At 41.6% G+C, this 14,009-nt stretch carries 14 protein-coding genes; 1 reads left to right on the forward strand and 13 read right to left on the reverse strand.

What is annotated here, in order from left to right; all coding sequences use genetic code 11:
* Window positions 1-17 precede the first annotated feature (17 nt).
* From AC805_RS24325 to apcB, 4 genes are all read right to left on the reverse strand, one after another.
* On the reverse strand, window positions 18-464 hold the full coding sequence (locus AC805_RS24325) for an HD domain-containing protein (protein ID WP_055077809.1): 447 nt from the start codon (window positions 462-464) through the stop codon (window positions 18-20).
* Window positions 451-1,362 (reverse strand): response regulator, encoded by a 912-nt coding sequence (locus AC805_RS24330; protein WP_055077810.1) that lies wholly within the window; start codon window positions 1,360-1,362, stop codon window positions 451-453. Before AC805_RS24330 ends, AC805_RS24325 begins: the two co-directional genes overlap by 14 nt.
* 267 nt (window positions 1,363-1,629) lie before the next feature.
* Window positions 1,630-2,709 carry a class II fructose-bisphosphate aldolase gene (fba, locus tag AC805_RS24335; RefSeq protein WP_009626945.1) on the reverse strand — a complete coding sequence of 360 codons (1,080 nt, stop codon included), beginning with the start codon at window positions 2,707-2,709 and terminating at the stop codon, window positions 1,630-1,632.
* Window positions 2,710-3,121: 412 nt separating this feature from the next.
* Window positions 3,122-3,619: an allophycocyanin subunit beta gene (gene apcB, locus AC805_RS24340; RefSeq protein ID WP_009629500.1), complete on the reverse strand. Its 498-nt coding sequence runs from the start codon at window positions 3,617-3,619 to the stop codon at window positions 3,122-3,124.
* Between the two features lie 658 nt (window positions 3,620-4,277).
* Between apcB and AC805_RS24345 the strand changes: the two genes are divergently transcribed.
* Complete coding sequence (locus tag AC805_RS24345) at window positions 4,278-5,489, forward strand: FIST N-terminal domain-containing protein (RefSeq protein ID WP_009629501.1); 1,212 nt, start codon at window positions 4,278-4,280, stop codon at window positions 5,487-5,489.
* Window positions 5,490-5,710: 221 nt separating this feature from the next.
* Here AC805_RS24345 and AC805_RS24350 read toward each other — a convergent pair whose 3' ends face one another.
* The 9 genes from AC805_RS24350 to rpmB form a co-directional block, all read right to left on the reverse strand.
* Complete coding sequence (locus AC805_RS24350; RefSeq protein WP_055077811.1) at window positions 5,711-6,352, reverse strand: methyltransferase domain-containing protein; 642 nt, start codon at window positions 6,350-6,352, stop codon at window positions 5,711-5,713.
* Window positions 6,353-6,896: 544 nt separating this feature from the next.
* Window positions 6,897-8,024: a glycosyltransferase family 1 protein gene (locus AC805_RS24355; RefSeq protein ID WP_055077812.1), complete on the reverse strand. Its 1,128-nt coding sequence runs from the start codon at window positions 8,022-8,024 to the stop codon at window positions 6,897-6,899.
* A gap of 201 nt (window positions 8,025-8,225) precedes the next feature.
* Window positions 8,226-8,951, reverse strand: a complete 726-nt coding sequence (locus AC805_RS24360) for a hypothetical protein (RefSeq protein WP_055077813.1) — start codon at window positions 8,949-8,951, stop codon at window positions 8,226-8,228.
* A gap of 11 nt (window positions 8,952-8,962) precedes the next feature.
* Complete coding sequence (locus AC805_RS24365) at window positions 8,963-9,568, reverse strand: class I SAM-dependent methyltransferase (RefSeq protein WP_055077814.1); 606 nt, start codon at window positions 9,566-9,568, stop codon at window positions 8,963-8,965.
* Window positions 9,565-10,542: a hypothetical protein gene (locus tag AC805_RS24370; RefSeq protein ID WP_231664336.1), complete on the reverse strand. Its 978-nt coding sequence runs from the start codon at window positions 10,540-10,542 to the stop codon at window positions 9,565-9,567. Before AC805_RS24370 ends, AC805_RS24365 begins: the two co-directional genes overlap by 4 nt.
* 59 nt (window positions 10,543-10,601) lie before the next feature.
* Entirely contained in the window at window positions 10,602-11,309 is a 708-nt protein-coding gene (locus AC805_RS24375; RefSeq protein ID WP_231664338.1) for a PIG-L deacetylase family protein, read from the reverse strand.
* Window positions 11,310-11,501: 192 nt separating this feature from the next.
* Window positions 11,502-12,473 carry a glycosyltransferase gene (locus AC805_RS24380; RefSeq protein WP_055077817.1) on the reverse strand — a complete coding sequence of 324 codons (972 nt, stop codon included), beginning with the start codon at window positions 12,471-12,473 and terminating at the stop codon, window positions 11,502-11,504.
* A gap of 274 nt (window positions 12,474-12,747) precedes the next feature.
* A complete protein-coding gene (locus AC805_RS24385; protein WP_055077818.1) occupies window positions 12,748-13,617 on the reverse strand; it encodes a prephenate/arogenate dehydrogenase in 870 nt (289 codons plus the stop codon).
* 53 nt (window positions 13,618-13,670) lie between these two features.
* Window positions 13,671-13,907 carry a 50S ribosomal protein L28 gene (gene rpmB, locus AC805_RS24390; RefSeq protein WP_009629683.1) on the reverse strand — a complete coding sequence of 79 codons (237 nt, stop codon included), beginning with the start codon at window positions 13,905-13,907 and terminating at the stop codon, window positions 13,671-13,673.
* Between the last annotated feature and the right edge of the window lie 102 nt (window positions 13,908-14,009).

Genomic DNA, 14,009 nt, shown 5'->3' on the forward strand with positions numbered 1-14,009 from the left:
ACGCAAAGCGTCCCTTCTTAGTTGCTGGTTAATTCTTGGAGAACTTTTTTATATTTTTCTAAACGTTGGAAATCTTTTTCTGTGGGGTGAGGAATCCGACTAATGTCCATATTGTGGTTGAGATCGGCGATCTTTACTTTGCGGGCGATCGCATTAGATTTCACGCGGACAATATAATCGTCATAACTCTCGCCATCCAGCTTAGTAATAGCCGCAATCGCATCGGTAATAAATTCAGGGAAGCCCTGCTGCACTAGATCGGCAATGGTCAGAGCTGAGTCCTCGACGGCATCATGCAAAACTGCCACGATCTTACTTTCAAGCTTGTCCATCTGCGACATCAAGGTTAAGGGATGTGAGATGTAAGGCTTGCCAGCTTTATCAAGTTGTCCAGCGTGAACCTGATTGGCGATCGCGATCGCCAGAGCTAAAAGCTTTTCAAAGTCTGGTTCAAAGTTTGGCATAGAAACGAATACAGGTTAATGCGATCGCTACCTCATCAGCACATTGCTGAATTGCCGCAATATCTCCCAAGCTCACCGCATTGGCATCTTGCCAGCCCAAGGTCAAAATCCCTAACACCTCATCGCGAAAAGTAATCGCGATCACCACGCTGGTTTTGCAGGGTTGGGCAGAATTAGTTTTGCCATCAGCATCTAGGGAGATCTGGGATTTTCCCGTAGATATCGCTTGCTGGACTAAAGGATCGCTAGCTAAATCCCAAATGCAATGACCACATTTAGCATGGGTACTGCTTAAAGCCCCCTGTTCAACCAACTGCATCATCACGCCATCGGCACCGAAATTCTGGCAGAAGGCATCAGCTAGGGGCATTACACAGCTATCGAGCTGATCGGACTGCTGAGCAATTTGGACAATTACTGACAATAGGGCATTCTGAGCTTGCGAGCGGATTAGTTCCTCGGAGCGCTGCTTAAGCACATCGTAGGTTTGTGTGGCTTCCGATACAACTAATTTAAGCTGGTCTGGCTCCCAAGGCTTAGTAATATATTTATGAACTTGACCCGAATTAATCGCATCGATCAGGTCAGTAATATCGGTATATCCCGTCAAGACAATTCGCATTGTGTCAGGGAAATCTGAGACAGTGCGACTGAGAAACTCAGTACCGTTCATCTCAGGCATCCGTTGGTCGGAGATGATCGCTGCCATCTCGCCTTCTTTTGCCAGAATTTCCAGCGCTTTAATGCCCCCATCGGCGCGGAACACGGTAAACTCTCTTCGGAACGTGCGATATAGCAAATCTAGGTTATCTTGCTCATCATCAACCACCAAGAGCTTGGGCTTTTTGGCTGGATTTACTTTATTTGACTCGACTGCGGAAAATAAAGAAGAGGTCATGAGCAGAATTTATTTGAATCAGTGACTGCAACTATAGCAATGCTAGCTAAATAAAAACATACAAAATATGTAGTAATTTTAAATCCTTTAAAAGATTTTAGATAGTTGCGTGAGTAAAAGCTAAGTTAGCAATCTCTCGTAACTATATTAACTAATAGCTGCAATCAATAGTTGCGATATTATGCTTGCAATATTAAGAGGCGCAAAGCGCCCCTTAATATATTAATTAAAAAAGCTTCACTTGTGATGACTATCGCTTTTTAATATTTAAGCTTTAACCGCTTGACGGCTAACTTGGGTCAATTCACCTTTAGCATACTTAGCCGCAAATTCATCAAGACCAATTTGCTTGATCTTGCTAGCTTGACCAGCAGCTTCAAATTGAATATAGCGATCGGCACATACTTTTTGCATGTATTTGATCGAAGGCTTCAAGAAGTGGCGGGGATCGAACTCCTTAGGAGCCTTTGCCAAAGCTTCACGTACTGCCGCAGTAATGGCAAGACGACAGTCAGTGTCGATATTAACTTTGCGAACGCCACATTTGATTCCCTTTTGAATTTCTTCAACAGGTACACCGTAAGTTTCAGGAATTGCGCCACCATACTCGTTGATTAGGGCAAGAAGATCTTCAGGAACTGAAGAAGAGCCATGCATAACGAGGTGGGTGTTAGGTAGACGGTTATGAATTTCTTCGATGCGGCTGATGGCAAGAATTTCACCAGTAGGCTTGCGAGTGAACTTGTAAGCACCGTGGCTGGTACCGATCGCTACAGCTAGCGCGTCAACTTGAGTGCGCTCGACAAAGTCCGCAGCTTCATCGGGATCGGTCAATAGTTGCGAGTGATCTAATGCACCTTCAAATCCATGACCATCTTCGGCTTCACCCTTACCTGTTTCGAGGGAGCCTAGACATCCGAGTTCACCTTCAACGCTAGCACCAATTGCGTGAGCAACCTTAACAACTTCAGCTGTAACAGCTACGTTGTAATCATAGCTAGCAGGGGTTTTTGCATCAGATTCTAGCGAGCCGTCCATCATAACGCTAGTAAAGCCATTTTTGATGGCTGAGTAGCAAGTTGCAGGGGCATTACCGTGATCTTGGTGCATCACGATGGGGAGATGGGGATAGGTTTCGGCGGCAGCCAAAATTAAGTGACGCAAGAAATTTTCGCCAGCATAGGAGCGAGCACCACGAGAAGCTTGAAGGATCACAGGGCTGTTGGTCTCATCAGCAGCTCTCATGATCGACTGGATCTGCTCCATGTTGTTTACGTTAAATGCAGGGATGCCATATCCGTTTTCAGCCGCATGATCGAGCAGCAGGCGCATTGGTACTAAAGCCATATTTAAAATCTCTCTTAGATTAGATCGAGCTTATTCGATTATGAACAATCTTAAATCATTTTGAAGACTTAAATAAATCAAAAAAATATGTATGCTAGCCTGCGATCGCAAAATTTATCGCTATAGCCAAGTAAGTGCAGGTATCACCGCAACTCTATTGCCGCTCTACAGGATGGGGATGAATAGGGTTGGAGTTTTTCTTCTATAGCGATCGCCAAATGTACTAGGACATAAAACCCAAAGATGAGTGGCGGCGCAGAGCGCCGCCACTCATCTTTGGGTTTTCACTATCTCTTACGTTGCTATAACATCCCTGACTACCGCACCAATGCAATCAGATATCAAGAAGAAAGGTGGTATTTTGTACCACCTTTCTTTGCCGATTTTCTTTTTTGATGTCAGAAATCAAACTTTAAATATTTTTCTCGCTCAGTTCGCGGGTCATGTAGTCAAAGGGAGCAGCTAACCAGTCAGCATTTTCGCCCACTAAATCAAAAACAAGTTGCTTGAGGATTTGAATACCTTGGACGGTTGGGCCAATGGGTACACCTAGAGAGCTGTAGGTATCTCGTAAACCTTGCAGTACTCTTTCGTCTAAGACATCATTGTTACCTGCAACTAAGGCATAGGAAGCGTAGCGCAAATAATAATCTAGATCGCGTAAGCAAGCTGCAAAACGGCGTGTTGTGTAAGCATTGCCACCTGGACGGATGAGATCGGGAACCTCTTCAAATAACTGAGAACCAGCTTTACGTACCAATGATGCTGCATTAGCTGTTATCGCCGAAGATGCGGCTAAACGAGCGCTGCCTGTGGCAAAGTAGGATTTGAGAGTATCCAAGGCATCGCGATCAAAATATTTACCAGTTGCATCATAGGCACCGATCAGGCTGGTAATGGCATCCTGCATGTTGTTTTCTCCGTTGACTTAATTAGATTTAATAAATGTATCGGTAACGTATTTGTAAAGTTTGTAAAGTATATATAACTTAAACTTGATAGCCTTGATTTGATGAGGTTATCGAAATAATTCTACTGTGCTTTCAGCGTCTTACCAAGTCTTGCCCTATATATTTGCGAGATATTTGCGGGAAGGTCTCAACAACAAAGCTGCAAATTTTAGACCGTTGGTTATTGGTTATTGGTCACTGGTGATTGGAGTTATAGCTACAGTCACTTGAATTAGGAAAAATCAACCTCAAGAATTGACTGGCGGCGCTTCGCGCCGCCAGTCAATTCTTGAGGTTGATGTCCTAGTACATTTGGCGATAGCTATACTTAACCTTCGGTAAATGGCTGGGCATAATTAAAAATGGAGTCAATGGCGGGAGTGCGCTATAGGTTCTAATTCTGGGTTTTAATTATGCCCAGCTACTTATAGGAGAATTGCTGACATATTTATAGACAATGTCGGAAATAGGTCGCTGCAAGGTAAGCTTAGATACTATGCTTAGATATTAAGCAAAAAAAGCTTAAATATAGAGATCGAATATTTGGGTTTGTTAGAAGCCCTTGTCAGCAATTTACAAAGAAATGTCTGGAAGTGAAATCAGTGTAGGGCTAGGTATATGAAGTGGGTTACTAGTCTTTCGACAAAAATATCTTTAGAGGCTGCGGTGCAGGATCTGTCACAGCAGATACTGGCGCTACTCGGCGATCGATCGCTAGATTTAGGTTTTTTGTTTGTTTCTACTGCCTTTGCCAGTGACTATCCTCGCTTGTTACCTTTGCTTGCCGAAAAGTTACCCATCAAAAAATTAATTGGTTGTTCTGGGGGTGGGATTGTTGGAAACGGTCGTGAATTTGAGGATAAACCTGCGATCGCTTTATTGGTCGGACATTTGCCCGATGCTGCGTGCAAGGTATTTCATCTGGATGATAACCAGTTGCCCGATCTAGACAGCCCTCCCGATCGCTGGGAAAATTTAACTAACGTCGATCCAGCCGTTTCTCCCAGCTTTGTATTAGTTGGCGATCCCTTTTCATTCCCGATTAATGATTTAATTCAAGGTTTAGATTTTGCCTATCCCAATGCTGTTAAAGTTGGTGGATTAGCGAGTAGTGGCGGTATGGGAGCAAACGCTTTGTTTTGTTTCCATGAAGAAGACAAATATAAACTTTATCGGACAGGACTGCTTGGCGTAGCTCTCTGGGGGAATATCACGATCGATCCAGTTGTCGCTCAGGGTTGCCGACCAATTGGCAAGATTTTGCAGGTATCTGAATGCGAACGGAATTTGATTTTAGGCTTAGAGGGCAAACCGCCTCTCAGTTTATTACAGGATACGGTGGGGGATTTAAATCAAAGCGATCGCGAACTAGCGCAGCATTCACTATTCATTGGTGTGGTGATGAACGAATTTAAAGCAAATCCATCCCAAGGCGATTTTTTGATTCGGAATATCATCGGAGTCGATCCGCGATCGGGTGCGATCGCAGTAGGCGATCGGATGCGTCCGGGGCAAAGAATTCAACTACATTTACGGGATAGTAAAGCCTCGGCGGAAGATTTGGAAGAAGCTTTGATTAATTACACCAATCAGTTGAGCTTAGCCGCTCCCAATGTATCTCCCACGGCAGCATTGATGTTTTCTTGCATGGGACGAGGTGAAAGGCTATATGGTAAGCCCAACTTTGATTCGGAGATGTTACAAAAACATCTTGGCTTAATTCCGTTTGGGGGCTTTTTCTGTTCGGGAGAAATTGGTCCCGTTGGCGGTACGACATTTCTGCATGGCTATACATCTGTTTTTGGTATTGTCAGAACCAAAAATCCTTAGGAAATGCTAAATAATACCAAAGCTCAAAATGGCTACGCCATTTTGAGCTTTAAAAATCCTTACTGGGTTTGGTTTGTAATTCACAAAAGTGTGACAACACTTTCGTGAATTGGTAATATAGCTGTCGCCAACTGGATCAGGACATAAAAACCCAAAGATGAGTGGCAGCGCGAAGCGCTGCCACTCATCTTTGGGATAAGCAAACCTTCCGTTGTTGTAGATTAGCCTTTTTTACAATGAATACCGAGTTCCATTGTCCAACGGTTGGGGTCTTCAACATCTCCAAAAACTTCAATATTAGAATCGCCAAACCTAGCCCTACGTATGTTTTGAAAACCTGCTTTAGCCAATTCCATTGATAGCGAATTATAGTCATACATCCATAAATGATTATTTCCCGCCAACCAGTCTTTAACAAAACTAAGTAAATCTCTTCGACGCTGTTCTTTACCAAGCAAGGTTATCCTCATAAATTCATGGGCAGCTTCAGGCTCTGTTGACTGAATATACAATTTAACCATTGCTTCTAAATCTGGAACTACCAATCGAAAAATTCCTCCTACTTTAAGATGCCTGTAACAATTTCTCAAAGCACAACGCAACTCTTCCAAACTCATATGTTCCAGTACGTGAGAACAATATAATAACTCTACACTTCCATCAGGAATTGGTAGGGATTTTACAATATCACCATATATCACATTAGCTGGATATCTCCCAAAAGCACCAGAGGGAATTAGCTTGCCAATAATTGGTAAGCTTTGCAACCGCATCGCTGGACTAACATCAAAATTCAACCATCGGGAAGGAGCGCAAAGTCCACAGCCAAATTGAGTAAAACGAGCTTCATCTGTTGACAACATAATCTTTCTTACTTAATTTAATGCAGACAATTGTTATAACAAGTTAAGAAATGGCTACGCCATTTCTTAACTTGAAAACCCTTAGTAGGTTTAGTTTTTAATTCACGAAAGTGTGACAACACTTTTGTGAATTGGTATAACTCCCCAATGCAAGCAAGCCTCTCTATCTACATTTCAGTCTGTAGATCCCCCATCAATCCCCTTTTTAAAAGGAGAATTTTCTTCTTCCCCTTTTAAAAAGGAATTGATGGGGGATTATTAGCAACTAACAATAGAGATGATAACTTGTTTGCATGACATCTCCCATTAAAATTGGGCTTGCAAACTTCCACGTAACACCAGTACATAATACATAATAAACTTAAGTAGCTACTCCCTTCCCAGTGAAAAATTAGACGTTGCGGCGCTTCGCGCCGCAACGCTAATTCTTGGTTTTATATGTCTATTTCTTTGGTGGGAAGGGAGTAAGAAACTAGAAGAGCGTATCGCCCGCTTAGCGGGCGATACGCTCTTCTAGTTTTGTTTTTTAATTATGCTGAACTACTTAAATATATTCATAAAAGGCTTTCCGAACAACGTCAACACAGCGAGCCCAAGTGTAATATTGTGAATGTTGATATCCTCGGCGAATGTAGTCTTCGCGCAGATGCGAATTTTCTTGAAGTTGGATAAGGATATCGACAACAGATTTTATTTGTTCTGGTTCGACGATGATTCCTGCCGTACCCACGATTTCAGGTAATGAAGCCCGATTACTAACGATCGCAGGAGTACCAACTGCCATCGCCTCGATCGCAGGAATGCCAAAGCCTTCGTAGTGGGAGAGAAATAGTAAGGAAGATGCGCATCGCAATAGCCTTGGTAAATCCCGATCTGGGACAATTCCAAGTAGCTTTAAATTTGGCAACTCTTGCTCAACAGCAAGATATTTTGACTCAGAATCGCCAGCCACCAAAATCTGTAAATCGCTCTTATGTAATTTTAATTCTCTTGCCACAGACAAGACATAATCTGCTCCTTTTTTTAATTTTAGCCCTCCTATAACCAAAATATAGGGCTCTGCAATAGGTCGGATTAAGGTATTCGGATCGACGGTAGAAATATCAAAAAATTGCGGTTCGACTCCATTACCAACCACAATGATTTTTTGAGGATCGACATTTAGAAGTTCTACAATCCGATGTTTAGAGAATTCTGAAACCGTAAAAATAATTCGGCTATCAGATAACGCCCGATTGACCCATCCCGACCACTTAAAACGGAAGAGTTTATGTTGCCATGTATGCGACCAAGGTAAGTTAGTCTCAAATGCTTGGATGTCGTGGAGAGTAATGGCAACAGGACATTTAGAAATAGGGATATAGGTTTGCATGGGTGCATAGAGCCAATCCGTAGCATCTGAAACGTACCGATCCATTTGCGGAAACCCCAATAATTTCCATGTTCTCTCCGTAGCATTTTCAGTAGAGGGAAAAGTAGTAAAAGGAATTGAAGATAATGGAGAACGCTCGTCTAGTTTGTGGTGAGCAGATAGCCACTGTGCGGAAAACAGTAATTGCAAGCTGATCTCTTGACAAGCTTCTAGTCCCAATAGCATTTGATTAATATGTCTCCCAATTCCCGTACATGGAAGATACGTACTTTTAGGATGGATATAGGAAACTATTTTCATTAGTCATTGCAACCTATAGTTGTGTTTAATACCAATTTCCAAAATCTTATCCGAAGTTAGGAAATGGCTACGCCATTTCTTAACTTCGGATAAAACCCTAAAACCTACGGCGCACGCTGAGCGTGCGCCGTAGGTTTTAGGGTTTTAAAAGATGGATAGAAACACTTTGCGTTTCCATCCATCTTTTCGGATTTGAACCACTTAAAATTGATATTCCAGTTCATAAAAACGCAACAGTTTTTTAAGTAAGAAGTAGCGCGAGCCTTGCGTAAGTCTGGATAATAATGCTTGAGTGAAAGTCATGGTTTTACCTTGAGATCGGGGCTTATCTAGCCACATCCCCCTGCCATGTAAGATATATTCTTTCTCATTTTCTTCCAGCAAAGTATTGTAGTTATAATTCCACTTGGGACTTATGATTTGTACAATTGACGATCTTTTGGCAAGGTTAATTACATGGCCATTCTCATACAGGTTTCTTTCAGATCTGGGCAACATAAAGTTGGGAATATCAGCCCTTAATAAAAGACTTGCAAAAAAACTTTGCGATCGCCGATCGTTAGCAATAAAAATAACTCCTGAATTAAAATTTCCAGAAGATTCAATACTCATATAAATAAATTTATTTGGAGTGAGAACCGATTCAATGGATGGAGCAAAATCGTGAATTAAGGCATCGGCATCAACAAAAAAAACATTGCGATATCCTTTTTTTAAAGCTCTTAGAATAATTGCCACTTTTAACCATGCAGAATTAGTCCCAGAGATGCCATCGACTGGAGATTTAGTAAAAGCTATATATTTATATCCATGTTTTAAAGCATAGTTTTGGTGACTATCAAGACAATGCTTAAAAATCATGTCGTAGCCATTGGTGGCAATACTAAACATAAATGTTTGTTCGCGAAATTCGGATGATTGAGTCATGGTCGATCTAGTTAGTTTCTTTGAATTATCGTTAGCGTATCTACAGATTCAATAAATGTAAATCTTCGATCTTTTAAAATAACTTCTTGAGTAAATATCTCCGATCCAATACGAGGCTCTTTGCCATTAAAACTATCATGCAAAGCAACAATCCCTCCAGATTCAATTAGATCGCTCCAAGCTTCCCAATCCCCCTTAATTCCTTCATAGGAGTGATCGCCATCAATAAATAGAAAGTCCACTGGTAGGTGGGACATAACGCGCTCTTCCTTTGGCGCTAATTTACCCAGATTTTCCACCCAAATAACCTTGCCTCTGTTGACTTTCCCAACTTCTGTATGGGCAATTCGTCTAATCCAAGCAAACCCAAGTAGATTGAAAAAGCTTCTGGGATAGGGATCTACAGCTATAATTGTTCCTTCGGCATTCATTACACTTCTAAACTGTCTGGTATTCACTCCTTCAAAAACACCAATTTCAACTAGTGTTTTTTTGCCCGTAGCGTACTTTTGTAAGCATTTGCGCTCGGATTCAGACGTTTGGGTATAGGCGGGTGCGAGTCCTATTTTGTACTTTACATAATGACGGAAATTGATCGGATAATATCTCAAATTCATTGCTTAATACGATCCTTTATATTGTGATAGGCAAAATTTATATGTTGCTGCGAGATCAGTTTTTTAAGTAATAGATGAGGAGTTTTTACAATCAATCTCCCAATATATTCGAGCCAATATAACATCTTGCTATTTCCCATAAATGAAATTAATATCCAATTGTGGGGAAGGAAATCATCCCATTTATATCCAGCCCAGTGGACTAACACGACCTGCTTTTTGTGATCTAATCCACCATAATCCCATCGATAATATTTATTGTTTTCTCGATAGATATGCCCCGATTGTCTTGCCCATGCATTTTGGCAAATTCCACCTAAAACTTCAGCAAAGTGTCCATACCTGACAGGCTTCATATCACAGCAGTAGTTAATAAATGCCTGATCGGTATTGCGTGGATTTAATTGATCGCGAATTTCTAATGCTTGAACTGCCAGTTCTTCAAATTCTTTGATGGAAAAGAGTCCTTTTTTGGATGCCCATAATCCCGATAGAAACCCCCTTCCCTTCGATTTTAATAATAAATTTTGACGAAACTTTCCAGCTTGATATACCTGATCGATCGCACAATCGTAATGCAAAAAATCAAACTCAAATTCATCTAGGGCGGTAATTAAGGGTATGAGATCGGCTAAAACCACTTGTCGCGCATCTAAATATAGGAAGCGGTCTAATTTACCCCAAAAAGCAGCATAGCGCCTAAACCAATAGCGACCTGTCGGGGTATGTCCTAGTTCGAGGGCTTGACCGATCGCTTCTAACCGTGAGAATGCAGGATCGATATACAATTCAAAATTATATTGAGTTTGCAATGCTAACAGGCGATCGCAGGTTTCGTTAAAGGGAATTAAAACCAATCGCAAATCAGGGTTGAAAGTTCTAAAACTATTCAGAAAAGCGATCGCCCAATCATAAACACGATCGTTGGCTGAAAAATATACGCCAATATTCGGTTTTAGCAGTAAAGGCTCCATTGTGTTTTGCGATATGGCTGAATCGGTCGCACTCTAAACCAATCTTTCCATTCGACGATCTAATTACGAAAGAATATCTCGCAGTCAGCGTAAAAACGGAATAAAAACTCAGGATTTGCAGAGATAATTTGGGATTGATAGCAAGCGATCGCTTGCTGCTTTTTCTGGTGAACGGACTTGATCGAAATATGATAGCAGTTGAGCAGGCTTTGTAAGTTAATTTGAGGATTTAAGGGGTTTTGCCATAGCATCCACACAGGATATTGCCACAAATCCACTTTTAATCCCGATAGAGCGATCGCTCGAACGACTAGTTTATAGGAAGCCTCATGATCGGGATGGCAATCGTGGCGATGGGGCACGTATATTTCTTCGGCATTAAAAGCGGCTATAAAGCCTACTAATTGATTAACTAACTGTTGTTGTTGTTGTGGACATAGTTCCTGAAGAGAGCCATCCTTTTGATTGATGAAATAAATATCTGATGGTGCAATCCCCAATATATTCAATGCTTCTAAAGCTTCTTGTTTGCGGATATTAACTACATCTTTTACTTCCATATTACCGCTACCACTCAACTGTCCATCAGTTATAAAAATAACTTTGACAGGGATTCTCTTTTCTCGTTTCAGTGCAATTAAACCACCACAGCCTAAGGTTTCATCATCTTGATGCGGGGCAAAAATTATTACAGTTTTTGAGCTAATGACGAGAGTTTTGCTACTAATTTGTAAACCTAGCTGAAGGATACAAGATAACATTTGCATGATCTTATAACCTATCAATCGGCGAATTTTCTTAACATGAAGATCTTGCATCACAGACCAATAAATCGGTAGTATGAGATTTGCCTTTGAAGATTGTGAAAATTTATCCTGTTGCTATCGCAGTCCTAAATCATTTGTATATTTTGGGATTTGTGGAAGCGCCCCCTTTTTGGGGGCGCTTCCACAAACCATTTAGGATTGCGATATTAGTTTTAATAGGGATTTAAATTTAGTAATTAATATTTCTGTCCGATAAAACCCCAAAACTTTTACTAATAGTATGTAGATCGTATTTCCCGCCATAAAATTTTTGGAATCAAGGCTCTGCGCAGCATCAAAATAATCCCTCGCTTCATTTATATAGCCCTCTCGTAGAATACTACGTCCAAATATCCAAAAACGTCTAGCAAGAATTGCGCGGACTTGCGGCTGCAATGGTTTATTCGTTTGCGTTTCGATCAGTTGCCAATGCCTTTGCAGAGTTTGAAACTGAAACATCGCTCCTTTAATACTGTAGGGCTTTTGACTGATCCGTCGATCGCTTATATATTCGCGATATTTGTAAACTGGATGCGGGTCGTATCGAAATTCCACTCCCGACAATACCAAACGGAGATGGAGATCATATTCTTGTCCTCGCGGTAGCGATGGATCGAAACCACTAATTGCTAAAAGATACTCACGTTTGTGCAGTGGGCAAGAAGTGAGCGGGCTATGGGCAAGGATATGGGCGATCGCATCTTCATCTTTTTGGCGCGGACGTAGTGGAGAACTGGGGATAGTTTGACCATGAAGATCTACCCAAATTGCATCCCCATAGGTAATCGCCTTACTTGCGGCATCAATTTGCTCAGCAAGCGCTACCTGTCTTGATAGACAGGTGGGTAACAACACATCATCGGCATCTAAAAATTTGATATATTCACCTCGAGCAAGTTCAATTCCTCTATTTCTTGCCTTTGGTGCGCCAAGGTTTTCGCCTGTCTCCCAATAGATGCGATCGCCAAAGTCCTTGATCATCTCTATACTGCGATCGCTTGAACCATCGTCAATTACGATAATTTCTATGGGGTTATAGTCTTGCGCGATCGCACTAGCGATCGCCTCTCCTACAAAAGACTCATTGTTATAGCAAGGAATAATAATTGATACTAATGGTGGCATAGGAAAACAACCATAACTCTATTTCTAATTCCTTGACGGGATATATAGTATTGCGGTTTTTTGCCGTAGGCAAAATGAAAACTCAAAATCCTTATTAGGATTATTTTTTGTTTTCAAATGAGTACGCACTCATTTGAAAACCGTAATAATACCAAATTAAGAAATGGCTACGCCATTTCTTAATTTGGTATTATTACGGTTTATTTTTTAATTCATTGAAGTGTTGGCTCGCTTCACTGGGAAGGGAGTATATCAAAAATTAGATTATCAAAAATTAATTCATGTAAAGTTCCCGATCGCGTTGAGTGGTCGCTAAAAAATTTTCGAGTTCTTGCCATTGCTCGGTTTCAATCAAAGCGATTACCTGTTGCAAAGATTTCTGATAGGCTTGCAGCGATCCCAACAAAGCCTTTTGATTGTACTCTGCCATCAATCGCCCAAGTTCGGGATTGCCGCCCCCAACGCGACTGGTATCGCGAAATCCCGAACTAGCTAAATTCTGAGCTAATTGTAAAACTTGGCGATCGCTCTGTTGCCCACAAGCGGCAATCAAGCTCGCGGAGATCATTACGGGGGCATGGCTAATCATGGCTACGGCTCGATCGTGCTCCTCAGGACTGCATTCGTAGATATTCATGCCCACCGATTGCCAGAGCGATCGCACCTTTGCCACCGCCACAGGATCGGCATCAGGTACGACTACACAGGGGCGATTTTGAAATAGATTGCGTTCGGCAGCAAGTATTCCCTGAAAAGCAGTGCCAGCCATGGGGTGGCTACCGATAAATATCTGCCCAAACTGCTGACAGATTTCTGAAGCTGGTTTGACGATCGCGGATTTGACCGAACCCACATCGGTAAAAATAACGTTAGGAGGCAGTTTTGGCGCGAGCGATCTAATCGTGGGCACAATCGTGGCGATCGGCGTGCAAACAACGACGATATCTGTCTGCTCGATCGCCCAATCGGGGATTTCGGCAATATCGGTACTGGCAATATTTACTGCGGCGATCGCTTCGGCTTGTTTGCAGGTATTGGCATTACGACTGATCCCCCATACATAGTTACGATCTGGTGATGAAGCGAGAAGATCTAACCCTAGTGAACCACCGATTAATCCCAAACCTACAATCCCAATATTCATGAAAATCTCCAAAATACCAAAACAATAAAGGGGTGCAATGCACCCCTTTATGATTAGAACTTGCGAAGGTCAAGACCTGCTTCCTTTGCAAATGCAGCGAGTCCTTTCTTTTGCAAGGTCTTGATGGCTTTTGTAGAAATTTGTAATTTTACAAATCGCTTTCCTTCTTCCCACCAAATTCTTTTGTCTTGTAAGTTTACTTGTTGTAAGTGCTTATGACGTTTGTGAGAGAAAGAAATCGATACAGCATTATTGGCTTTTTTGCCTGTTAGTTGGCATACGCGACTCATGGTACTAGTCTCCTATTTTTTCAGTCCAGCAAACCATATTACAACCTATAACCATCCTTAAGCAATCAATAAGTAATTAATTTTTCAAATTTTTCTAAGTAA

Source organism: Pseudanabaena sp. 'Roaring Creek' (assembly GCF_001402795.1).
Classification (GTDB): domain Bacteria; phylum Cyanobacteriota; class Cyanobacteriia; order Pseudanabaenales; family Pseudanabaenaceae; genus Pseudanabaena.

Excerpts from the sequence above, each read along its gene's own strand:
- fba (WP_009626945.1), bottom strand. The coding sequence starts at position 2,709 with ATGGCTTTAGTACCAATGCGCCTGCTGCTCGATCATGCGGCTGAAAAC.
- AC805_RS24330 (WP_055077810.1), bottom strand. The coding sequence starts at position 1,362 with ATGACCTCTTCTTTATTTTCCGCAGTCGAGTCAAATAAAGTAAATCCA.
- AC805_RS24370 (WP_231664336.1), bottom strand. The coding sequence starts at position 10,542 with ATGGAGCCTTTACTGCTAAAACCGAATATTGGCGTATATTTTTCAGCC.
- AC805_RS24375 (WP_231664338.1), bottom strand. The coding sequence starts at position 11,309 with ATGCAAATGTTATCTTGTATCCTTCAGCTAGGTTTACAAATTAGTAGC.
- AC805_RS24380 (WP_055077817.1), bottom strand. The coding sequence starts at position 12,473 with ATGCCACCATTAGTATCAATTATTATTCCTTGCTATAACAATGAGTCT.
- AC805_RS24350 (WP_055077811.1), bottom strand. The coding sequence starts at position 6,352 with ATGTTGTCAACAGATGAAGCTCGTTTTACTCAATTTGGCTGTGGACTT.
- AC805_RS24360 (WP_055077813.1), bottom strand. The coding sequence starts at position 8,951 with ATGACTCAATCATCCGAATTTCGCGAACAAACATTTATGTTTAGTATT.
- rpmB (WP_009629683.1), bottom strand. The coding sequence starts at position 13,907 with ATGAGTCGCGTATGCCAACTAACAGGCAAAAAAGCCAATAATGCTGTA.
- AC805_RS24325 (WP_055077809.1), bottom strand. The coding sequence starts at position 464 with ATGCCAAACTTTGAACCAGACTTTGAAAAGCTTTTAGCTCTGGCGATC.
- AC805_RS24345 (WP_009629501.1), top strand. The coding sequence starts at position 4,278 with ATGAAGTGGGTTACTAGTCTTTCGACAAAAATATCTTTAGAGGCTGCG.
- apcB (WP_009629500.1), bottom strand. The coding sequence starts at position 3,619 with ATGCAGGATGCCATTACCAGCCTGATCGGTGCCTATGATGCAACTGGT.
- AC805_RS24355 (WP_055077812.1), bottom strand. The coding sequence starts at position 8,024 with ATGAAAATAGTTTCCTATATCCATCCTAAAAGTACGTATCTTCCATGT.
- AC805_RS24365 (WP_055077814.1), bottom strand. The coding sequence starts at position 9,568 with ATGAATTTGAGATATTATCCGATCAATTTCCGTCATTATGTAAAGTAC.
- AC805_RS24385 (WP_055077818.1), bottom strand. The coding sequence starts at position 13,617 with ATGAATATTGGGATTGTAGGTTTGGGATTAATCGGTGGTTCACTAGGG.